This is a genomic window from Pseudomonas sp. UBA1879 (assembly GCF_002338065.1).
GTDB lineage: Bacteria > Pseudomonadota > Gammaproteobacteria > Pseudomonadales > Pseudomonadaceae > Aquipseudomonas.
In genome coordinates this window covers 138,294-157,813 of sequence record NZ_DDHJ01000021.1, presented here as the reverse complement: position 1 = coordinate 157,813, position 19,520 = coordinate 138,294, and the positions used below count along the sequence as shown (strand labels likewise).

The window sequence follows — 19,520 nt, the reverse complement described above, 5'->3', positions numbered from 1 at the left end:
GTAGCAACTCCCTGCGGGGGGAAGAACGGTTATTCGGTTGTTGCTTCGGCCTTCTGCTTGGCCAGCGCCTTGCGGGCTGCGTCCAGGCGGGTTGCTACCCGTATTTCCGGGTACAGGATCTCGGCGCGCTCCAGGTGCGTGATCGCTAAAGCCCACTCCTGGCGGTCGATGGCCATCAGGCCGAGCAATCGGTGGAACCGAGCCGGGATGCGCTCGAAGAGCTTCCATTCGCCATCCACACGCGGCAGCAAATTGGAAACGTAGGGTTCAGGGCTACGCCCAGCCTTGTATTCCGCGTCGGCCCAGTTGATGAGCTCATCCGCAACAAAGGTCGGTACGTTGCGCTTGAAACGCTCCGGCAGCTCCTGCCCCTGGGCAATGGCGAAGTCAGCCAGTTCGAGACCGGCAGTCAGCTCGGCGGTATCGAACAGCCACACCAAAACCTGCATCATCACGGGGTTCGGGTAATTCAACTCTGAGTCGCGGTACCGCTGCACATAGTCCAGGTACTTGGGCAACAGCTCGTCACGCTTGAGCTGCTGACGAAGCTCGCGGCTGTCGATCGCGCTGATCCGCTCCAGATCCACAGCCAAAGCGTCTTCCATCAGCTTCAGGTGTTTCTGCGCATTCGCACGGCTGGAGAGTGCAGCGGCGGGCGAATACGCCGCCGCTACGGCACCGACGACAGGCGCCGCTGGACCTTGGGCACGTACGCGCCGCTTGTGCGCCAGTGCCAGGCTCACTGTGGACCACCATTGCCCGACGTCGGGGCTGTCAGCACCTCGACGTTCTCGATCATCGCGAACTTCTCCAACTGCTCGATCACGTAGCCTTCGTTACGGCTGTTGTAATCTTCGACGCGGGAGCGCTTCGGGTTGTCGATGGTCTGTTTGCGCCAGCTGGAGTCCTGGAAGTAGATCGACAGGTTGTCGAAGCTGGTGACCACGACCGTGTCGACGGGGAAGTACGGCACGCTGAAGCTCGGCAGACCGCCATAGGTCGCGATGACCTGGGCTTCTTCGATGCGTTCTTTTTCGGTCGGCGTATCACCCTGTTTGGCGTACAACTTCGCCTTGTCAGCGGCCAGCAGGTCGCTGCCGATGATCGCGATCAGGTCGCCACCATCACGCAAGCGCTCGTCGACCAGTTGTTTGGCGTCGTGCACCAGGGCGTCGAGGTTGGCATAGTCGCCGCCTTCGCCCATGGTCACCTTGCCGGCGCTCGCGCCTTCGGACATGACCTGCTCAGGAATCTGCTCGCGCGCCTGTTGCAGCCAGCCCTTGTTCACATCCTGCAGCATCGGGTTTGCGGCCAGGTCGGTCTGAACAGCGGCATGGGTGCCGTGGAAACCGACAATGATGCGGTCCAAGGCAATCTGCCTTTGAACGGCTGCGGAATAGCGCTGATGGAAGTCCGGGAACTTCGCCCACGCATCGATCTTCGCGTAGGGCATGCCCACATCGGATTCGGTCGAGGACAGCTCGTAGGTGTTGGAGTCCAGCGCCGACACGTCCTTGGCTTCGCGGTCCTTGGTGCCGGTGTTGGTGCGACCGGTAACGGGACCGGAGACGCCCAGAAACACTTTCTGGCCCTTGATTTCGCTCACGCCGATGACGTTGATGCGCTGCAGGAAGTCCGACTTGGCCGTAATGGCGTCGTTCAGCTCCTGGGCGATGGTTGGGTCAACGTTGAACATGCGGCTCGACAGATCGACACCGTAGGTCTCGGCCATGGCCACTTGCATCGCGGCGTACATCTTCGCGCCGTGGTTACTCAGGTTGTACGCCATGTCAGAGCACCCGCTTTTTCTGAGGGTCAGCAGCGCCAGTGGTGCGCTGCAGGTCGCGGCCTTTCGGGGTATTCAGCAACTCGCTGAACTGTTGGTGGAGCTTGGCAACACTGGCGGCGAGCGCCTGGTTGCCCTGGCCGTTACGGCGGAACTCGCGTTCTTCCTCGGCGGTGGTGACGATGGCGTCGACGGCAGTTTGCACGTCATCGATCGGGGCAGCGTCAGGTTCTGGCGCGTCCTCAGCAGCAGGCTCAATCACTGCCTGAATGCCGGCAGCGACAACAAGCAGTTGAGCCAGCAGGGCTTTAAGGGCCGTAGCTGTAGCTTCATCCATTGGGGGTTTGCTCTCTGTGGGGGTGTCGGTCGACGGAGACGCTGGCTGTTCGTCAACAGCGAAGCGTTTGAAGAAACGGGAAAACATCGCCGCGAGCTTGGTCATCTCGGCTTCAGGTTCAGATTCGCGCAAACGGCCCAGCTCCATTGGGGCGGCGAAGAACGCTGCCTTGCTGGTTTTGGCGGAGAAGTAGAGTTCCTGAGTGCCCAGGCTCGCCGGTGAGTCGGTGACGGCCAAGCCGGTCAGGTAGGCCTTGCCGGTGTTCGCGAAGTTCGGAGTGATTTCGACGCTGGTGAACAACTTTTCACCCTGGTCGTTGAGCCAAAGCAGCTTGTCGTTCGGCTTCAACTGCGCTTCTAATGCCACTTGACCGGGCAGCAGATCGTCGGCGTCTTCGACCAGGCGCAGAGCGAACACAGTGCCGTGAGAGCCGTACCAACGCTCATGTTCTGCCCAGATCACGGCGGTGTACGTGGCCAGAGCGTAGGTCTCAGCCATGTCCCGCAGTTCCTGGGGAAGAATCTCGCGACCGTCGATGGTCGGGCCGCTGGTGGCGACACGTTTCCAATACGAAACAAGGGAACGGGGCATGGGTGATAACTGCGCTCAATCGGTGATTTGAGGCCCCACGATATGGAGCTGCAGCCCCTCTAACAAACGGTTCTCCTGCGCGTATCTCCTATAATCGAGTTGTAGGTTATTCGAGGAAATTAACCCCGCGTTTCCCGCGTTTTCGCCGCATAGACTGCGGCCCATGTATTACTCAACCGAAGTCAAAGAAGCCGCCAAACGCCTATTTCTGCGTCGCTATAAAGCGAAGGAAATTCAGGCGCAGCTCAACCTGCCCAGCATTCGGATCGTTTACTACTGGATGCGCCAGGGCAATTGGGAAGACATGCTCACGGATGAAGAGCCACTGACAGCAGTGAGCCGGCGTATCACGCTGCTCCTGGAGAAGCAGACTTCACTGAGCAAGGATGACCTGAACGAGCTGGACCGACTCACAACCCTGCGCGAACGCTTGGGTAAGCAGTGCACAAAACCTGCGCCAGCGCTCGTCGACCATCAGGACGACAGTGGCCAGCCCAATCAGGAGCAGCGCAGCCAGCGACGTGACCGAGGGGAGCGGAGCGGCAAAGGCGGGAAAAAGCGGGAGAAGGCACCAAAGAACGACGTCAGCGAACTGACCGAAGTCGACTTCCTGGACAAGTTCATCAGCAAAATGTACGGCTACCAGAAGGAGCTGTACCAGGCGAAGCTGAACCCGCTGACGTCGCGGATCCGCAACGTGCTGAAAAGTCGGCAGGTCGGTCTGACCTACTACTTCGCCGGCGAAGCGTTCATGGACGCGGTGCTAACTGGCGACAATCAGGTGTTTCTGTCGGCCAGCCGCGCACAGTCTGAAATCTTCCGTAGCTACATCATTTCGTTCGCCCAGGAGTGGTTCGGGCTGGAGCTGACCGGTAACCCGATCGTGCTCAGCAAAGACGGCAAGCCGTGGGCAGAGCTGCGCTTTCTCAGCACCAACAGCAGCACGGCGCAGGGTCACCATGGCCACGTTTACGTCGACGAATACTTCTGGATTCAGAATTTCGAGAAGCTGAACACCGTCGCGTCAGCCATGGCCACCCACAAGAAGTGGCGCAAAACCTACTTCTCGACGCCCAGCGCCGTATCGCACCAGGCGTACCCGTTCTGGACCGGTGAGAAATTCCGCAACAGCAAGCGCAAGAACGCGAAAGACCCATGGCCGACTGACCAGCACATCGCGTCCGGCGCGCTCTGTCCGGACGGGCAATGGCGCAAGATCATCACCATCCTCGACGCCATTGCCGGCGGCTGCGATCTGTTCGACCTGGAGCAGCTGCAGCTGGAGTACGACGAGGACAAGTTTGAACAGCTGTTCATGTGCAAATTCATCGACAGCACGCAAAGCGCCTTCGGCCTGGCCGATCTGGAGCGGTGCTATTCCGACCTGTCGTTGTGGACCGACTACGATCCCGACGACCCGCGCCCATTCGGCAACAGCCCGGTCTGGATCGGCTACGACCCGAGTCGGACCCGCGACGACGCGACGTGCGTGGTCATCGCGCCACCGCTGGAGACAGGCGGCAAATTCCGCATCCTGGAGAAACACAGCTGGCGTGGCCAGTCGTTCAAGTACCAGGCTGAACAGGTCAAGAAGCTGACAGAGCGCTTCAACGTCCAGCACATCGGTATCGACACCACGGGCATCGGCTACGGCGTGTTCGACCTGGTGCGCGACTTCTACCCGCGTGCGACCTCGATCCATTACAGCCTTGAGACCAAAAACACGTTGGTGCTCAAAGCACAGGACACGATTCAGGGGAGCCGTATCGAATGGGACGCCGGCTGGAGCGACATCGCCCAGGCGTTCCTGACCATCAAGCGCGGCACCACTGGCAGCGGCCAGGTGACGTACAGCGCTTCCCGCACCGATGCCACCGGCCACGCGGACATCGCATGGGCAATCATGCACGCCCTGGCCAACGAACCCCTAAACACCAACAAGTCGCGGCGCAGCCGCTACGTCACCAGCGGACCAGGGTCACATGTCTCGACGCCACAGCAAGCAGCAAGAACAACCGGTGCACGCGCCCAAAGGGCCGATGCGGTCATTCACATTCGGCGCACCGGAAGCGGTGTTGGCGGACAACATCGCGCAGTACCTGGGCGTGTTCGCCAGCGACGACGGCAAGGTGTTCACGCCGCCGGTGTCGCGCCTGGGGCTGGCCAAGCTACTCAAGGCCAACGCTCACCACGGCGCAATTCCAGGGTTCAAGCGCAACTTGCTGCTGCGTGAGTTCATCCCCTCGGATGGATTCTCCACAGCGACGATGAGCCGCGCCGCGCTCGACTTCATGGTGTTCGGTGAGACCTACCTGTATCGCAACCCGAATGCCTTGGGGCAGGTACTAGAGATGCAGCACCTGCCAGCCATCAACATGCGGGTGAAGATCGGCGGCGGGTTTGTCCAGTTACTGCCGGGCGGGAAAGAGGTCGAGTTTGAAGAGCATGAGATTGAACACATCTTCAACTACGACGTGGAACAAAACATTTACGGTGTGCCTGATTACCTGGGCGGCCTGCAGGCGCTGCTGCTCAACGAGGCCGCCACGCTGTTCCGCCGCCGCTACTACGCGAACGGCGCTCACGTGGGTTACATCTTCTACTCCAACGACCCGAACATGAGCCAGGAGGACGAAGACAGTCTTCAATCGCAGATCGCGAACGCCAAAGGCGTCGGCAACTTTCGGTCGATGTTCGTCAACATCCCCGGTGGCAGCGAGAAGGCCATTCAGATCATCCCGGTCGGCGACTTCCAGGCGAAGGATGAGCTGGAGAAGGTCAAGAACATCACCCGCAACGACGTGATCGCCGCTTGGCGAATGAACCCAGCCTTGGCCGGGATCATCCCGGAGAACAGCGCAGGTTTTGGCGATATCGAAAAGATTGATCGGGTGTACACAAGCAACGAGATTCGTCCGATCTGTCAACTTTTCGAGCAGGTGAACGATACCCTTCGCGCCGACAGGCAAATCCACTGGCGAGACCCCTCACAGACAGTTGATAACACTACATCTAGTGTTTAAAGAAGGGATCCAACCTATAAAACATGGCAATATAGTGGCCAGTCAGCTAGCCCTGGGGAGGGAATCATGCGGATCTATTGCACCAGTTGCGAACATAAAGGGCGCATCAGCTCACGGGAGGAAGTCTCCCGGATGTTCGTCAAACTCTACTGCCAGTGCCTGGACGCAAAGTGCGGGCACACGTGGGTTGCGAACCTCACGTACTCGCACACGCTCAGCCCTTCGGCTCAGACATTTGACCGAATGCTGTTTGATCGTTTGAAGGATTTGCCCAGGGCGAAACAGCGGGAGCTGTTCGATCAGTTGGGCACACAAGCGGTGGCGTAGCGCCCGGATCGCCGACCTCCGCATAGCCGGCGATGACCTACGTGTTGCTGCAGGTTGTAGCGGTGTTACGTGGCCAAACCTTCTTCCGGGTTTTCAGCCAGCAGCTCTGTGAGGCGTTTCAGTTGCTTTCGCTCTTGCTCGCTGAGACGGCGATAAACCTGAATCAGGCGCCGCTCGATCTTCGTCAGCGTGTGCCATTCAAACTCAATTGCTTCAGGGAAATGATTACCAACCTTGGTGTTATCCAACATGCGTGATTCTCCGATTGTGCATAGCTGAATCGAAGGTATCGGCGGGTTGCTGACTGCTATATGGCGGGGTGTAAGTAATGTTTCAAATATTTTGTTACAACTTAAGTCGACTGCTTTGCAGCGTCGTCTGCCATCGCCTTCAAGAAACGACGAACCGCGACCTGATCCTCGCTAGGAATGCTGCGGTATTGCTTGATTACCATGTCTTCTTCTTGACTCAATGTATCTGCAGCGAGCGTTTTTTTTACGCCACTCAGGATGTACGCCACGTCAAACCCAAGCTCTCGCTCCACGACGCACAAGTAAGAAGCCGTGGCATCGCTGGAACCCGCCTCGTAATTTCCTTGGGTCCGTTTAGACACTCCCAACTTTTCCGCCACCTGATCTTGTGTCAATCCAGCGGCGTAACGCTGCTCACGAAGGCGCGCCCCGATTTCTTCAGAAAGGGTCAATATTTTTCCATCCGCATATTTACATTGGCAGTTTTTTGCCACATCCTTTGCACGACATCACACGAAGTCGCAAGGAATTGCACTATGCCGAACAGCACCACCACCGAGCAAGCCCGTCAAATAGCGCGCGAAGCGCTGGAGCGCAGAGGGCAGACGGTGAAAGATTTTGCAACTCAGCATCAGCTCAACCCCAGCACCGTTTACGCGGTGCTGAGTGGCCAGAGCCATTGTCGCCGTGGGGAGGCACATCGCGCCGCCGTACTGCTCGGAATCAAAGACGGCGTGATTGCACAGTAATGGCCAGGCCATTGAGGGGACACCAGAACATGAAAGCTCAGGTTCTAAGTACATTGCGTGAAGTGGTCAGCACGATCATCTGCGCGTATCCCGGTGGTCGCGAATGCGCTGCTGCTCGCCTCGGCATGAACTTGAAGAAGTTCGATAACCACGCCTACGAGAACAACGGCATCCGGCCATTGACTGAAATCCAGATCCGTCAGTTGGAGCTAGAGACCGACACCACTCACATGGCCAACTACGTGGCAGCGCTTTATGGCGGCATCTTCGTTCCGGTCGCGGACCCGGAACAACTGGATGGCGTCGAGCTGTACACGATGTCGGTACAGGTCGCGGCAAAGCGTGGGACTGTGGACCAGGCCATTGCCAAAGCACTGGGCGACGGTGTGATCAACGAAGCCGAGGCCGACGCAATCATGTCTGCCCATAACCTGCACATGGCTGCGCGGCACGCCGAAGTTCTGGCAGCGATCGAGCTGCACCGCCAACGCCCGGAGTCAGCACAATGACGACGCCTGCAGCCCAGCAGTATCTGGACGTTCTGAAAGCCGCAGCCCTTGCGTTCCTGGAGCGTCATCACTCCGAGCATTTGAGCAACGACCAGATGCTGTTCGGCAGGGCGGTTCAGCACCTAGTGAATGACTTCGACATCCTCACCAGCAAAGCAGAGCAGATCGTCGGTCTGGCTCTGGCTGATTTGCACGCGATCCGCGATCGGCAGCGCCTCGATGTCCTGACCAGTACCGATACCCATTCGGTGATCGTCGACCCCTTCACCGGCATTGCCTGGGCTATCCCGGTCAGCCTGATCTATGAACGCATCATCAATACCCCGGATAACGGGCGATTCCGCCTGACCCACTCGTAACACCCCCTTTAACAACGCCCTATCCCGCTTCCCGTGGGTTTGGGTGAGCTGCGCCCGAATTCGAGGTTTTTGATGGGAAACGCACTGCAAATCACCGCCCAAATGCCAGCTGCAGAGGCCGAAGCGCTGCTAGCTGCCATGCGCCAAAGCTACAGCACAAGCCTCAACGAGCACTGGTACGCGGATGAGTTTCGCTACGTCCCGGACGGAGAACGGCACAGCTCAATCCTCAAGAAGAAACCAGCGATGGCAGCGCAAAAACGCCTGATGGCCGCGCTGTCCCTCAGCCTTAAAGCAGTGAAGCAATCATGAGAGACGATCTTCGTCACGACGTCCTGCAGCGCATCCAGTCCGATTACGGCCTGAAACACCGCGTGCCGACTAATTACATGCGCGGTGGCACCTGCCCAAAATGTAATAAGAAAGAGCTGTACACACGCTTCGACAGCCCGTGGCAGCTGATCTGTGGCCGGCAGGAAAAGTGTGGCCACACTCTGCATGTCAAAGAAATATACGACGACCTGTTTGAGGACTGGAGCAAGCGCGCCCCGGCTACGGACAATGCGCCAACGGCAACAGCACGGGCATACATGGAATTTGCTCGCAGCTTTGATATGTCGCTTATTGCAGGTTGGTTCACTCAGGAAACCTACTTTTCGGCTCAGCACGACGCCGGCAGCGCCACTGTCCGTTTCGCACTTGATAAAGGCGGTTACTGGGAACGCCTGATCGACCGCCCTGCGCGATTCGGAAAAATGAAGGCTCGGTTCAAGCCTGGTGAAAGCTACAAGGGCGTCTGGTGGTGCCCGCCGTGCGTCGAGCTGCTGGACGTCAAAGAACTGTGGATCGTTGAAGGAATCTTCGATGCGATCGCCCTGGTGCATAACGGCATCCCCGCTGTGTCGGCGATGTCCTCCAACGCCTTTCCCGACGAATCCCTCCGACAGTTGGCCATCGATCGCGCCGGCAATATGCCGAAGCTGATCTGGGCATTGGACAACGAGCCAGGTGCGCACGCCTACACCAAACGATGGGTACGCCAGGCGCGTGAGTTGGGTTTTGTCTGCGAAGCAGCACAGATCCCCCAGCGTGACGGCAGGAAGGTTGACTGGAATGACCTGCATCAGCGCTGGTGGGCTTTAGACACCGGTGAGAAGCGTGATGCACAGGTTACGAAAGACCTCGCGGTTGCGCGTCATCACGGTGCCCTGCTGATTGCTGATAACGCGACTGAAAAAGCACTGGTGCTCTTCGACTGGAATCGCCGTAGCGAATTTCACTTGGAGTTCGGAAACCGGCTGTATTGGTTCAAGCTCGATCTTGAAAAATATAACCGTGCGATCCAGGACCTGGAGGATAGCGAGCACCAGGACGATCAGCTGTTGAACGACAAACAGCGTCGGGCAAAAGCGATGCAGCAATGCGGCGCCATTCAACGTATCGCGACATGTAACCCGAAGGCCCTGTACTACCAGGAAAACAAGCTTACAGACGAGTCCTGGTACTACTTCCGAATCACGTTCGCTCACGACGCAGCGCCGATCAAGAACACCTTCACCAGTTCGCAAATCGCATCGTCCGCCGAATTCAAGAAACGCCTGCTCGGCATTGCACCTGGTGGGATGTTCACCGGCACCACGCAGCAGTTGGATGCGTTCATTGAAGAGCAAACCAACGCACTCAAGACCGTTCAGACCATCGACTTCACCGGGTACACCCGTGAGCACGGCGCGTACGTCTACGGCGACGTGGCAGTGCGTGACGGCAAGGTTTACGAGTTAAACGAAGAGGACTTTTTCGACATGGACAAACTGAGCATTAAGACGCTTAGCCAATCTGTTGCCCTAAATATCAATACCGACCTGAACAAGTTCACCACCCGATGGCTGGAAATCCTTTGGCAGTGCTTCGGTGCCAAAGGGATTGTCGTTCTGGCTTTTTGGCTGGGCTCCCTGTTCGCAGAGCAGATCCGGCAGCACCAGAAAAGCTACCTGTTCCTTGAGGTTGTCGGTGAGGCCGGCGCGGGTAAGTCGACGCTGATCGAATTCCTTTGGAAGCTGCTCGGACGCCTCGATTACGAAGGTTTCGACCCATCCAAAGGCACGCCGGTTGCCCGCGCACGTAACTTCGCCCAAGTCGGGAATCTGCCCGTCGTGCTGATCGAGTCCGAGCGCGAAAAAACCGATGGTAGCGCCACTAAACAATACGACTGGGACGAACTGAAGACCGCTTACAACGGGCGCAGCGTTCGGTCGACCGGCGTGAAGAACAACGGCAACGACACGCGGGAACCGCCGTTTCGTGGGGCTTTCGTTTTTGCCCAAAACCATGCCGTCAATGCCTCCGAACCCATCCTGCAGCGTATTGCTCACGTCGGCATGACCAAAGACGGTCAGACCGCGAAAACCAAACTGCTGGTGGAAGAGCTTGAGCAGATGCCAGTGGACAAGGTGAGCGGGTTCCTGGTGATGGCGACTACCAGGGAAGCCCAAGTAATGCAGACCGTGAAAGCGGGCGTGCCCAGCTACGAACAGAAGCTGCTGCAGTTACCTGAAATTCGCACCGTCCGTATCGCCAAAAACCACGCTCAACTGCATGCCTTGGTCGACGCCCTGGTGCATGTCGTGCCCTTGCAGCAGCACCAGGTTGACGCGGCACACGCCGAGATTCAGGACATGGCCAAGGAGCGCCAGTTGGCCATCAATGCTGATCACCCGATCGTGGTCGAGTTTTGGGAGCTGTACGAGTACCTCAACAGCGCCGCCGGCGGACTGAACCACTCGCGCAATGAAAGCCTGATCGCAGTCAACCTCAACGACTTCGCGAAAGAGGCGGCAGAGAAGCGGCAGAAGGTTCCGGATCTGACCGAACTCAAACGCCACCTGAAAACCAGCAAGTGCCCGAAATTCGTGGAGACGAACAGAAACGTGTGCTCGTCCTGGGACGTCGACGCCGCTAACAAGCCCAAAACCGTCCGGTGCTGGATTTTCCAGGCTGCGTGAGGAGGAAGCGATGCAGATTCAAGTGATTAGCAGTTCAGGAACTGACGATTCATCTGACGTGATCGGGACTGTCATCGCAGGGCTGAAACAAACGCCTGACGGCCTTCCGATCGTGCATGCCGAGGCTTACGCCGCCGACGGCCTGGTGGGGATTCTGGAAGTCCGCGCCGTTCGAGGCGAACGCGAAATTCTCGTGATGGATTGTTCGCGGGCACACGTCCAGGGCGTTCTGGAGTGGAACTCCTGCGATGACGAAGGGAAGTTTGAAGATTTGGTGATTCACCTGGTGCGAAAGGCCTAGCGAATCATCGATAGAACGCCGGCGAGCGCCGGTAATTGAAGGGCATCGAGGGGTGGCACCCCCTCGACACCGACCACCACTGAGGGCAACACCATGCAAGCACAGCACCAAAGCAGCGGCGATCCGAAGGCTATCACATCGCACGACCAGGGCGCGCAGTCAGCCCGCCACCTGATGGCTATACGGATCGTCGGTACCGCCTTGTTCGACTACCAGGTGAGCAAGTCACCCGATGCGCGAATTCGCCTCGAATGTCTGGCCACCATGGCCCATCACCTCGGAGCCCTCAGCGAGAACGAAACCGCTGTTGTGGCCCAGCTGCTGGCCAAACCAATTTCTGTTGGAGCATCTGTATGAGCTATTTCTACAAAAGCGAAGCACCGGCCACGGTCGCGATTGTCCGAGACTTCTACGATCGGAAAGACGCTCAAAGAGCAGCGATGAAACGGCTGGGCGAACTGTTCGGGGGCGTAATCGCACCGATGCAAGACATGACCTCCTGCTATGCCGGCGGCGTAAAGCTCAGTAGCAGCCGGGAACTGGACGTGCATTGGTGCCGCCCTGATGACCACGGCTACAGGTCGCTGCGCACCAACGCTATACCGCCCAAAGGCATCAGCAAACAAGAACGCGCCGCTATCCGTGACGAGCATAAGCGGCTCGTCGAGCAGTGGAATGAAAACTGCCCTCCGCGCTTAAGCATTCATGAAACGTGGAGCCAACTCAGGATCAACACCGGAAACCTTCTGCTGTCAGGCGGCATATTTTTCGAATTCAACTCCGTTGCCTATTTCAATCTCGGGTTTTCGATCAACGAGGCAGCGCACTTGGCCAACGTTGCGTACGGCAGACCATCCGCCGGCTGGATCAGTGGGGCAACTGAGATAACCACCAGCGAGTACGAAGCTGCCCGCCAGTCGAAGCTCCAAGTCAAGGCGGTGGCCGATGCCTAAAACCATGGCGATGCGCGAGCGGCCCACGATGGCCAGTAAGCGTCTGGACCTTCCCAGCATCTGCGACATCTGCGGGCGCGCCCGATCGGCCCGAAATCACCAGACCTGCAGCCGCGCGCGCCAGGAGCGTAAAGCCGAGGAATGGGCGGCGCTAATGGCCGAACGCTTGGCCGCTCGTCTCGCAAAAGAACAGCGCTACAGACGCTAACCTCTTGATCAGAAGGACAATGAAAATGACCGTTCAGTGGAAACTCGTTCCAACCGTTGCGCATCGTCAAATGCAGGACGCAGGCGCTGAAGCCGCCCGTAAATATATGGAGGAAACCGGAAGCAATAGCGAATACGTCATCTACAACGCAATGGTTGCTGCCGCGCCAGAACCGCCCAGCGAGTTTGTACGTGAAGTTCATACCGATGGGCTTCGGGCGTGTCCTTGCTGCGGTTGCCGGGCGAAGCTCACCGAGTGGCAACGTGGATTCATCGTTGAGTGCTTGGGTTGTTCGCTCACATCTCTGTGTTACGTCTCGATCAGCGAGGCGCTGGAGGCTTGGAATCAGCGCACACTGGAAACCCTATCCACCCAAATCCAACATCTGCTGGATGATGATTTGCTTCCGGCGCTCATTGACGACAGCGGCATGAAGATCGTCGGCGACAACATCTACAACGAATGGGACATGGCGCAGCAGTGGAACGGCGCTATCGAAGCATGTGCGCAACGATTCGATCGCCTGCAATCTGAACGGGACAGCCTTCGCGCATCCCTCGATCTGATCGGCGCCGGATTAATCGTTTCGAACGGCTCACAAAATACCGACGCTATCCGAATGGAAATTCACGCTCTGCAGGAACGAGACCTGGACCAGTTGGGGTTGCTGATTGAGTCCAAGGAAATGCTCGTCAAGATGGCCAGTACCGCGCTGTATCGCGGCGATGGCTCTCTCTCGGACGATCTGAAGGGGCTTGCCCAGCGGATACACGATGTAGCGATAGCGCCTATCACTGAAGGAAAATCAGCACGAGCAGTCGAGCGCGGCGACGATCTGGATGACGCTCTGCGCGAACTGGCGTCGTCAGCGTGCCAGGAAGCTCTCAGCTTCGGCGTGAATGAAGACGTGTTCCTGAGACTTGCTCGTTCAGTTCGGCAGCGTGTTTCCGCAAAACGGGACGCAGGGCAATAAGCGCATCGCGGGTAGCTACACTTCGAGCCATTAGAAAACCTGCCAACAACTTCTAATAACAAGCCCACCGGCATTGCGCCACAATGCCGGCGGGGCTTTTTCATGAGAAATACCATGGGAAATGGAACCGCATCGGTCCTCGACTTTGAGGACCTGCAGCGCATCACGGGCTACCAGCGCCGGTCGGACGTGGAACGCACACTGATCGAACAGGGCATTCGGATGTTCCGTGGTCGAACTGGGCCATGGACTACCATTGATTTGATCAACTTGGCGGGCGGCGTTGGGCCGGTCCTGTCGGAGCGGTACGACGCAGACATCTTATGAAGAAAGCTCGCAAGCGGAAGCACAATCCGCACATACCAGCTCACATCGACCAGGCCGCGCTCCCCGCGGCCATTTACTTTGATCATCGGGCCGGCGGTGTCTGGTACACCCTACACAGGGACGAAACCGGTAAACAGCGCCGGCGTAACGTGGCACCTGCCGACGTGTCGCTGGCTGAACTGCATCGGATCATGGACGACGCGTCGAACGTTGACAGGGGCACGCTTCGTTATGTCTGTGAGAAATTTCATGAAAGCGATCGATATAAAAAGCTCAAGCCAAAGACGCACGATGACTACTGCTACTCCCGCGACGTTCTGCTGACCATCCCAACCAAACTCGGCAAGCCGCTCGGCGATCTTGCGGTGAAGAAATTCACTGCCGCCCTGGTGCAGCGCATTGTCGATAGGTTGGCAGATGAGGGCACGCCTTCGAAAGCTGCGCACGCCCTGCGATACCTCCGACGAGTGCTGCAGTGGGGTCGGAACCGTGGCTTTCTGGAGGTCAACCCGGCGCTAGGGATCGAGGCGCCTGTTGAACGCAAGCAGCGCCGACTGCCGATCCAGAACGTTATGGACGAGTTGATTGACAGGGCGACAGCACGTGGCCGACTCGCACGCAACGAACCAGGTGGATGCCCGGAGTACCTTTCCATCGCGATGGAGCTGGCGTACCTGTGCAGACTTAGAGGCATTGAGGTGGTGACCCTTACCGATGCCAACGAGCTGGACGAAGGGATATTGACCAACAGACGGAAAGGAAGCCGGGACAACATTGTTCGGTGGACACCGCGTCTACGCGCCGTTTGGGACAGTGCGAAAGCCTACCGCTCCCGCACCTGGGAAAAACGCAAGACGCCGATCCCCATTGCTCCAGGCAAACGCCCGATCATCGTGGCCAGCCACGGCGGCGCCCTGCGAAAGTCGAGTCTCGATACAGCCTGGCAGCGCTTCATCACCCTTGCGCTCAAGGACGAAATCATTACGCCTGAGCAGCGCTTTGCATTGCACGACCTCAAGCGCCGAGGCATCACGGACACCACCGGCAATCGGGCTGACAAGCAAGAAGCCAGCGGTCATCGCGACCCCAAAATGATGGACGTCTACGACCTTAGCGTGCCCGTAGTTTCCCCCTCCGCTGACTGAGCAAATCCCACGTAACAAAGGTTATGGAGCCCGCTAACAATGCGGGCTTCAGCGCATCAGCACGTAACAAGGAATCGCGTAAGTCCTTGATTCATATGTTTGGACCACCTTCCTTGTAATCAGTAGGTCCCGGGTTCGACTCCTGGTGCCGGCACCATACAAAACAAGGGCTCGCAGAAATGCGGGCCCTTCGTTTTTCTGCCTCACGTACAAATCTACGTACAATTTCGCCCTATCCTTCCGGCACTGCCAAAATCTATCCACAGCCCGCTACCACTGGTCGGCCTTCATCCGTATGCCCTGATCGACGGCCGCGCTTCGCGACTTTTCTTCTTCTATATAGATAGCCCGCTTAATAATTTTCTTGGAGGCATACCGCTGAATCGCGACGGCTCTATGACGGGCTTTTTTTGACAGCCCGCGTCAAGGAGACGCCCACTGGTCGGCACTCTGGAACTACTCATAGAACGAATGAATCTTTCAAAATGCCATCACTTCAGTTTAGGTTGTGACGGACGACACATGTAGGCGGCGTACTTGGGGGGATTTCTCCTATTGTTTTGGAGCCATTTTGCCATGTATGATCCGCGAGCAACTGTCAGCTATGTCTTTGAAGCGGTTAAAAAATGACCTATCAGAGACGCTGATTGAGATGTCGGCGATTTTCGCTGTCTCATAAATCGCCACCACTCCTAGGGGTGGCAATCAGGCTGAAGGTCGGTTGACCTTCGCTCCGGGTGGAGGCCTGAGTTGGAATATCGACTCATATTGGAGATGAAAGCGTAATGGCTATTACCACTGCACAAATTCAACAACTCTACGTTGCCTACCTGGGCCGCGCTGCCGACAAAGCTGGTCTGGACTACTGGGCTGACCAGCTGAACACTGTTCCAGCCAAGCTGACTCTGGACGACCTGCGCGCTAACTTCGTTAACGAGCAACCAGAATACAAAGCTATCTACGGCGGTCTGACTCGCGAAGACACCGTTGTTAAGATTTACAACAACCTCTTCGGTCGCGCACCTGATGCAGATGGCCTGGCTTACTGGACCACCGGTGGCGGCGCTTCCGTCAATGCTGACCTGCTGCTGACTGCTTTCGTCAACGGTGCTGCTTCGGCAGACGCTCAAGTCGTTGCTAACAAGGTTTTGGTTTCTGAAGTTTACACTTCGACAGCTGCTGGCCAGTACACAGCCGCTGACGCCAAGGCAGTGATTGCTGACGTTAACGGCACAAACACCAGCGTGACCGACGCACTGGGCAAGCTGACTGACGGCTCGCTGAGTGGCATTGCTGTTCCTGCCGCTGTTGCCGCCCTCAAAGCTGACGCTGCCGCTGATGCTGCCGTGACCGCCTATCAAACCAACAAGTTGGCCGACATCAGCGCTCTGGCAAAAGAATTGACTGCTCTGACTGTTACCAATGACAAAGCTGGTCTGATCAACAACGTGAACATCACTGTCGACAACACCAGCACATACACTGGTTTGAAAGCAGCGATCGATAACGGCATTACTACTGCTCAGACAGGTCTGGATACTAAGGCGCTGACTAGCACTGTAGCTACCGATACTTCGGATCTGGCTACCGCCCGTACTAACTATCTGACTGATAGCACGCTGCCTAAAGATCAACAAACCGCTGCCCAAGCTAACATCACTGCATACGACACAGCCTCCAAAGCGCTGGCTGCTAACCAAGGTGCGACTGATGGGGATATCACCCAAGCTCAGGCTACCTTTGCTGCGTATGCAAATAACGATGCTAACAAAGCTACTTACGCTGCTGCTGTGAAGGCTGCTGGTCTGGCTGATGGTACGACTACCACCACCATCTTCACCACTCTGGTCGACGCTAACACTACTTCTGCCCAGATCGATACCATCACCAAGGCATTCGCTGGCATTTCGGCCTTTGATTCCGTTAAGACTGTTGCTGCTCTGGAGCATTCGCAAGCAGTTGCTCAAGCTGCGTATGACAAGGCAAGTGCCGCTTTGACGAACGCTGACGGTGATGACGATAACACTACGCTGAGCACTGGTGACGCTTACAAGGCTTCCTACGACAAATTGGCTGCCGACACTGCAAAACTGAATGCTTCGAAGTCGGTCGACGCCTTCGTTGCTAAATACGGTTCGCTGGACAATGCGTACACTGCGTTGACTAAAGCAGCTGCGAATTCTCAAGCAGCAGTAGACGGCAACAAGGCCTTGCTTGAAGCTACAGACGGTGCTGGCACTGCCGACAAAGGTGACGTTTTCTTCTTCCCAGCCAAAATCGCACAGAACAACGACCTCGGCCTTAAGTTCGGCGCTGGCGACTCCCTGTATCTCGGCGAAGGTTACACGCTGGGTACCGCTACCGTTGATGCTTCTGGTCACTTGGTTGGTGGTAACAATAACGCCTTGGAAGTGTTCTTCGTCAAAGATGGTACCGATGTTAAGGCAGTAGTTGAAACTACCGCCTTCGGTAGCTCGACTGCCGTACTGGCGACTGCTAACGCTACAGACAACGCTGCCGTCATCACCCTGACTGGCGTTACCGACGTTTCGCAAGTTACATTCGCGAACGGTGTTATCTCTCACGTAGCTTAATTGCCATGTGAGTGGCGACTGCGATGGGCTTCGGCACATCGCAGGCGACCCTAAAAACCCGCCCCTAAAAAGGCGGGTTTTTTATTGGGTCGATAATCATGGAATTCGACGAGGACGTCCCGCTTGTGGAGCATGGACGAAAAAAAACCCCGCACCTTCGTCAAGGTGCAGGGTTTTCCGGTATCGACTTCGACTATTGGAGACAGTCGAGAACACTCTACCTGCGCGGCCCTCAAATGGCAAGTAGACAGCATGTGACGCAGGTCTCTTTGTCCATTACACTCGAAGCAGGGGTAGTCTGTCTCAGCTTATGAGTCCGCCTAGATGCAGGATGAACGGATCATAAGGGCTATTTGATCAGATACTTTTCACTGTCCAAAGCTGATCAAGCTTGGTGGTAAAACTTTGGCTCATAAGATCTCGGCGCATTGCCCACGGCGGGTCAGCAGGTACACTCGCCGCACGCAACGTACCTCTCCCCCATCGTCCGTTGATTTCATCAAGCACGCTCATCACCTTTTCGGCCTCTGCTGGTTGCGACTGCGCGAACAGGTCACCTGTGAATTCGCCAGGCTGACGCAGATCCATCAACAGAACCTCGGCCTTGCTGTATTTGAAACCTGGACGAAATAAACGGTTCACTGCCTCCATTGCGGCCTTCGTCATCAGCCGCACATCGTTTGTAGCGTACGGCAGTTCGACTAGGGCGCCGTTCGCGTATTTGGCCTCTTCAGGGTTGAACATGCCCGTGCGAATGCTGACTCGGATCTTTTTGCACATAGAGCCTTGAGCTCGCAGCTTCTCCGCCGCGCGCTGTGTGTACGTGGCCACCGCTTCTTTGATCGGATCGATCTCGGTCAGCCGGGTGCCGAACATTCGGCTACAGCATATCTCCTGCTTCGGCGGGTCGGCCTCGCCCAGTTCCAAGCATGGCGTGCCAGCGAGTTCACGGGCGGTTTTCTCGATGACAACACTGAATTTCTTTCTCAGGGTCCATGCATCGGCGTTGGCCAGGTCCATCGCAGTTTTGATACCCATACATTCAAGATGTGCCTTCATGCGCTTGCCAACGCCCCAAACTTCGCCGACATCGGTGTTTCGCAGCGTCCAGTCGCGTTTGAAGGGATCGCAAATATCGACAACGCCACCAGTCTTCGCCAGCAACCGTTTTGCAGTGTGGTTCGCCAGCTTGGCGAGGGTCTTGGTTCGAGCGATGCCGACGCCAACTGGGATACCCGTCCGCTGATAGATGGCGGAACGGATCTTACGACCAAACGCTGTCAGGTCGCCGGTCATACCGGTCATACCGGTCAGATCGGCGAAAGCTTCGTCGATGCTGTACACCTCAAGCGCCGGAACCATCGACTCGATGATCATCATGACCCGCTCGCTCATGTCGCCATACAGTGCATAGTTGCTGCTGAACGCGACGACACCGTTCCGACGCAGGTGATCTTTGATCTGATAATAGGGCGCGCCCATCTTCACAAATGGCTTTGCGTCGTAGCTGCGGGCGATCACGCATCCATCATTGTTCGACAGGACAACGATTGGGGTTTTGGCCAGGTCCGGGCGGAAGACGCGCTCACAGCTGGCGTAGAAGCTGTTGCAGTCAATCAGCGCGAATACCGGCTCAGGCGTGGTCATGGTCGCGAACGCTGTATTTAACGACTCCCCAAATCACCAGCTCGTCCCCCTCTAGCACATAGCGGGATGGAAACTTGCTGTTCTCTGACATGAGGATCACCGCGTTTTCGCGCCTATGGAAGCGTTTGCAAACTGGCTCGGCGTTGATGGAGGCAATAACGATATCGCCGTGCACCGCGTCCACACTGCGATCCACTATGACCAAGTCACCGCAGAAGATCCCCGCCCCCTGCATGCTGTCGCCCTCGATTTTCACCAGGTACACGTGCGGCGCGCGGATGTCGAACAACTCATCAAGGGAGATGTGCTTTTCGATATGGTCTGCGGCCGGCGACGGGAACCCCGCGGGAACGCGGAATCCGTACAGTGGGATTTTTTGGCCAGAGCTAGATAACGGACCTAGGATAGTGACGCTCATGATTGCGAACCTGTTAATAG

Annotated in this window: 23 protein-coding genes; 16 read left to right on the top strand and 7 right to left on the bottom strand. The window is 57.1% G+C overall.

The features are described 5' to 3' along the window. Positions 1 to 29: 29 nt before the first annotated feature. Genes gpM through B3N48_RS24200 form a run of 3 tightly spaced genes read right to left on the bottom strand, consistent with a single transcriptional unit; the run spans position 30 to position 2,714 of the window. Positions 30 to 743, bottom strand: coding sequence for a phage terminase small subunit (gpM, locus tag B3N48_RS24210; RefSeq protein WP_296187944.1), 714 nt, complete (start codon positions 741 to 743; stop codon positions 30 to 32). Further along, positions 740 to 1,789 carry a phage major capsid protein, P2 family gene (locus B3N48_RS24205; RefSeq protein ID WP_296187942.1) on the bottom strand — a complete coding sequence of 350 codons (1,050 nt, stop codon included), beginning with the start codon at positions 1,787 to 1,789 and terminating at the stop codon, positions 740 to 742. The genes gpM and B3N48_RS24205 overlap by 4 nt, the downstream gene beginning before the upstream one ends. 1 nt (position 1,790) lies before the next feature. Then, on the bottom strand, positions 1,791 to 2,714 hold the full coding sequence (locus tag B3N48_RS24200) for a GPO family capsid scaffolding protein (protein WP_296187940.1): 924 nt from the start codon (positions 2,712 to 2,714) through the stop codon (positions 1,791 to 1,793). Between the two features lie 163 nt (positions 2,715 to 2,877). Between B3N48_RS24200 and B3N48_RS24195 the strand changes: the two genes are divergently transcribed. The 3 genes from B3N48_RS24195 (at position 2,878) to B3N48_RS24185 (ending at position 6,064) form a co-directional block, all read left to right on the top strand. Further along, positions 2,878 to 4,947: a terminase large subunit domain-containing protein gene (locus tag B3N48_RS24195; RefSeq protein ID WP_296187939.1), complete on the top strand. Its 2,070-nt coding sequence runs from the start codon at positions 2,878 to 2,880 to the stop codon at positions 4,945 to 4,947. Next, complete coding sequence (locus B3N48_RS24190) at positions 4,844 to 5,737, top strand: phage portal protein (RefSeq protein ID WP_296188060.1); 894 nt, start codon at positions 4,844 to 4,846, stop codon at positions 5,735 to 5,737. The genes B3N48_RS24195 and B3N48_RS24190 overlap by 104 nt, the downstream gene beginning before the upstream one ends. Before the next feature lie 66 nt (positions 5,738 to 5,803). Further along, positions 5,804 to 6,064, top strand: a complete 261-nt coding sequence (locus tag B3N48_RS24185) for an ogr/Delta-like zinc finger family protein (RefSeq protein WP_296187938.1) — start codon at positions 5,804 to 5,806, stop codon at positions 6,062 to 6,064. A gap of 65 nt (positions 6,065 to 6,129) precedes the next feature. Here B3N48_RS24185 and B3N48_RS24180 read toward each other — a convergent pair whose 3' ends face one another. After that, complete coding sequence (locus B3N48_RS24180) at positions 6,130 to 6,315, bottom strand: hypothetical protein (protein ID WP_296187935.1); 186 nt, start codon at positions 6,313 to 6,315, stop codon at positions 6,130 to 6,132. 101 nt (positions 6,316 to 6,416) lie between these two features. After that, positions 6,417 to 6,767 (bottom strand): helix-turn-helix domain-containing protein, encoded by a 351-nt coding sequence (locus tag B3N48_RS24175; protein WP_296187933.1) that lies wholly within the window; start codon positions 6,765 to 6,767, stop codon positions 6,417 to 6,419. A gap of 84 nt (positions 6,768 to 6,851) precedes the next feature. On the opposite strand from B3N48_RS24175, the gene B3N48_RS24170 reads away from it, so the two are divergent. The 13 genes from B3N48_RS24170 (at position 6,852) to B3N48_RS24110 (ending at position 17,435) form a co-directional block, all read left to right on the top strand. Then, positions 6,852 to 7,064, top strand: coding sequence for a DNA-binding protein (locus B3N48_RS24170; RefSeq protein WP_296187930.1), 213 nt, complete (start codon positions 6,852 to 6,854; stop codon positions 7,062 to 7,064). Positions 7,065 to 7,093: 29 nt separating this feature from the next. Continuing rightward, on the top strand, positions 7,094 to 7,573 hold the full coding sequence (locus B3N48_RS24165; RefSeq protein ID WP_296187928.1) for a YmfL family putative regulatory protein: 480 nt from the start codon (positions 7,094 to 7,096) through the stop codon (positions 7,571 to 7,573). Further along, positions 7,570 to 7,932, top strand: a complete 363-nt coding sequence (locus tag B3N48_RS24160; RefSeq protein ID WP_296187927.1) for a hypothetical protein — start codon at positions 7,570 to 7,572, stop codon at positions 7,930 to 7,932. Before B3N48_RS24165 ends, B3N48_RS24160 begins: the two co-directional genes overlap by 4 nt. Positions 7,933 to 8,004: 72 nt before the next feature. After that, the gene (locus B3N48_RS24155) at positions 8,005 to 8,244 is read left to right on the top strand and encodes a hypothetical protein (protein ID WP_296187925.1); all 240 of its coding nucleotides are present in this window, start codon (positions 8,005 to 8,007) and stop codon (positions 8,242 to 8,244) included. After that, the gene (locus B3N48_RS24150; protein ID WP_296187923.1) at positions 8,241 to 10,934 is read left to right on the top strand and encodes a toprim domain-containing protein; all 2,694 of its coding nucleotides are present in this window, start codon (positions 8,241 to 8,243) and stop codon (positions 10,932 to 10,934) included. The genes B3N48_RS24155 and B3N48_RS24150 overlap by 4 nt, the downstream gene beginning before the upstream one ends. Positions 10,935 to 10,944: 10 nt before the next feature. Then, positions 10,945 to 11,235 carry a hypothetical protein gene (locus B3N48_RS24145; protein WP_296187920.1) on the top strand — a complete coding sequence of 97 codons (291 nt, stop codon included), beginning with the start codon at positions 10,945 to 10,947 and terminating at the stop codon, positions 11,233 to 11,235. A 93-nt stretch (positions 11,236 to 11,328) separates the two neighbouring features. After that, positions 11,329 to 11,592 carry a hypothetical protein gene (locus B3N48_RS24140; protein WP_296187918.1) on the top strand — a complete coding sequence of 88 codons (264 nt, stop codon included), beginning with the start codon at positions 11,329 to 11,331 and terminating at the stop codon, positions 11,590 to 11,592. Further along, complete coding sequence (locus B3N48_RS24135; protein WP_296187915.1) at positions 11,589 to 12,188, top strand: hypothetical protein; 600 nt, start codon at positions 11,589 to 11,591, stop codon at positions 12,186 to 12,188. Before B3N48_RS24140 ends, B3N48_RS24135 begins: the two co-directional genes overlap by 4 nt. Then, positions 12,181 to 12,396: a hypothetical protein gene (locus tag B3N48_RS24130; RefSeq protein WP_296187914.1), complete on the top strand. Its 216-nt coding sequence runs from the start codon at positions 12,181 to 12,183 to the stop codon at positions 12,394 to 12,396. Before B3N48_RS24135 ends, B3N48_RS24130 begins: the two co-directional genes overlap by 8 nt. A gap of 25 nt (positions 12,397 to 12,421) precedes the next feature. Continuing rightward, positions 12,422 to 13,369, top strand: coding sequence for a hypothetical protein (locus tag B3N48_RS24125; protein ID WP_296187912.1), 948 nt, complete (start codon positions 12,422 to 12,424; stop codon positions 13,367 to 13,369). A gap of 114 nt (positions 13,370 to 13,483) precedes the next feature. Next, the gene (locus B3N48_RS24120) at positions 13,484 to 13,696 is read left to right on the top strand and encodes a hypothetical protein (protein WP_296187911.1); all 213 of its coding nucleotides are present in this window, start codon (positions 13,484 to 13,486) and stop codon (positions 13,694 to 13,696) included. Then, positions 13,693 to 14,841 (top strand): site-specific integrase, encoded by a 1,149-nt coding sequence (locus tag B3N48_RS24115; RefSeq protein WP_296187910.1) that lies wholly within the window; start codon positions 13,693 to 13,695, stop codon positions 14,839 to 14,841. Before B3N48_RS24120 ends, B3N48_RS24115 begins: the two co-directional genes overlap by 4 nt. 785 nt (positions 14,842 to 15,626) lie before the next feature. Then, entirely contained in the window at positions 15,627 to 17,435 is a 1,809-nt protein-coding gene (locus B3N48_RS24110) for a DUF4214 domain-containing protein (protein ID WP_296187908.1), read from the top strand. A gap of 357 nt (positions 17,436 to 17,792) precedes the next feature. Here the strand turns inward: B3N48_RS24110 and B3N48_RS24105 are convergent, their stop codons facing one another. Continuing rightward, entirely contained in the window at positions 17,793 to 19,082 is a 1,290-nt protein-coding gene (locus tag B3N48_RS24105; protein WP_296187907.1) for a Y-family DNA polymerase, read from the bottom strand. Further along, the gene (locus B3N48_RS24100; RefSeq protein ID WP_296187906.1) at positions 19,069 to 19,500 is read right to left on the bottom strand and encodes a LexA family protein; all 432 of its coding nucleotides are present in this window, start codon (positions 19,498 to 19,500) and stop codon (positions 19,069 to 19,071) included. The genes B3N48_RS24105 and B3N48_RS24100 overlap by 14 nt, the downstream gene beginning before the upstream one ends. Between the last annotated feature and the right edge of the window lie 20 nt (positions 19,501 to 19,520).

What these genes read in the sequence shown, in the direction of transcription:
- B3N48_RS24100 (WP_296187906.1), bottom strand. Translation starts at nt 19,500, where the DNA reads ATGAGCGTCACTATCCTAGGTCCGTTATCTAGCTCTGGCCAAAAAATC.
- B3N48_RS24135 (WP_296187915.1), top strand. Translation starts at nt 11,589, where the DNA reads ATGAGCTATTTCTACAAAAGCGAAGCACCGGCCACGGTCGCGATTGTC.
- B3N48_RS24125 (WP_296187912.1), top strand. Translation starts at nt 12,422, where the DNA reads ATGACCGTTCAGTGGAAACTCGTTCCAACCGTTGCGCATCGTCAAATG.
- B3N48_RS24185 (WP_296187938.1), top strand. Translation starts at nt 5,804, where the DNA reads ATGCGGATCTATTGCACCAGTTGCGAACATAAAGGGCGCATCAGCTCA.
- B3N48_RS24155 (WP_296187925.1), top strand. Translation starts at nt 8,005, where the DNA reads ATGGGAAACGCACTGCAAATCACCGCCCAAATGCCAGCTGCAGAGGCC.
- B3N48_RS24205 (WP_296187942.1), bottom strand. Translation starts at nt 1,789, where the DNA reads ATGGCGTACAACCTGAGTAACCACGGCGCGAAGATGTACGCCGCGATG.
- B3N48_RS24200 (WP_296187940.1), bottom strand. Translation starts at nt 2,714, where the DNA reads ATGCCCCGTTCCCTTGTTTCGTATTGGAAACGTGTCGCCACCAGCGGC.
- B3N48_RS24180 (WP_296187935.1), bottom strand. Translation starts at nt 6,315, where the DNA reads ATGTTGGATAACACCAAGGTTGGTAATCATTTCCCTGAAGCAATTGAG.
- B3N48_RS24145 (WP_296187920.1), top strand. Translation starts at nt 10,945, where the DNA reads ATGCAGATTCAAGTGATTAGCAGTTCAGGAACTGACGATTCATCTGAC.
- B3N48_RS24120 (WP_296187911.1), top strand. Translation starts at nt 13,484, where the DNA reads ATGGGAAATGGAACCGCATCGGTCCTCGACTTTGAGGACCTGCAGCGC.
- B3N48_RS24110 (WP_296187908.1), top strand. Translation starts at nt 15,627, where the DNA reads ATGGCTATTACCACTGCACAAATTCAACAACTCTACGTTGCCTACCTG.
- B3N48_RS24105 (WP_296187907.1), bottom strand. Translation starts at nt 19,082, where the DNA reads ATGACCACGCCTGAGCCGGTATTCGCGCTGATTGACTGCAACAGCTTC.
- B3N48_RS24195 (WP_296187939.1), top strand. Translation starts at nt 2,878, where the DNA reads ATGTATTACTCAACCGAAGTCAAAGAAGCCGCCAAACGCCTATTTCTG.
- B3N48_RS24160 (WP_296187927.1), top strand. Translation starts at nt 7,570, where the DNA reads ATGACGACGCCTGCAGCCCAGCAGTATCTGGACGTTCTGAAAGCCGCA.
- B3N48_RS24115 (WP_296187910.1), top strand. Translation starts at nt 13,693, where the DNA reads ATGAAGAAAGCTCGCAAGCGGAAGCACAATCCGCACATACCAGCTCAC.
- B3N48_RS24140 (WP_296187918.1), top strand. Translation starts at nt 11,329, where the DNA reads ATGCAAGCACAGCACCAAAGCAGCGGCGATCCGAAGGCTATCACATCG.
- B3N48_RS24170 (WP_296187930.1), top strand. Translation starts at nt 6,852, where the DNA reads ATGCCGAACAGCACCACCACCGAGCAAGCCCGTCAAATAGCGCGCGAA.
- B3N48_RS24150 (WP_296187923.1), top strand. Translation starts at nt 8,241, where the DNA reads ATGAGAGACGATCTTCGTCACGACGTCCTGCAGCGCATCCAGTCCGAT.
- B3N48_RS24130 (WP_296187914.1), top strand. Translation starts at nt 12,181, where the DNA reads ATGCCTAAAACCATGGCGATGCGCGAGCGGCCCACGATGGCCAGTAAG.
- B3N48_RS24165 (WP_296187928.1), top strand. Translation starts at nt 7,094, where the DNA reads ATGAAAGCTCAGGTTCTAAGTACATTGCGTGAAGTGGTCAGCACGATC.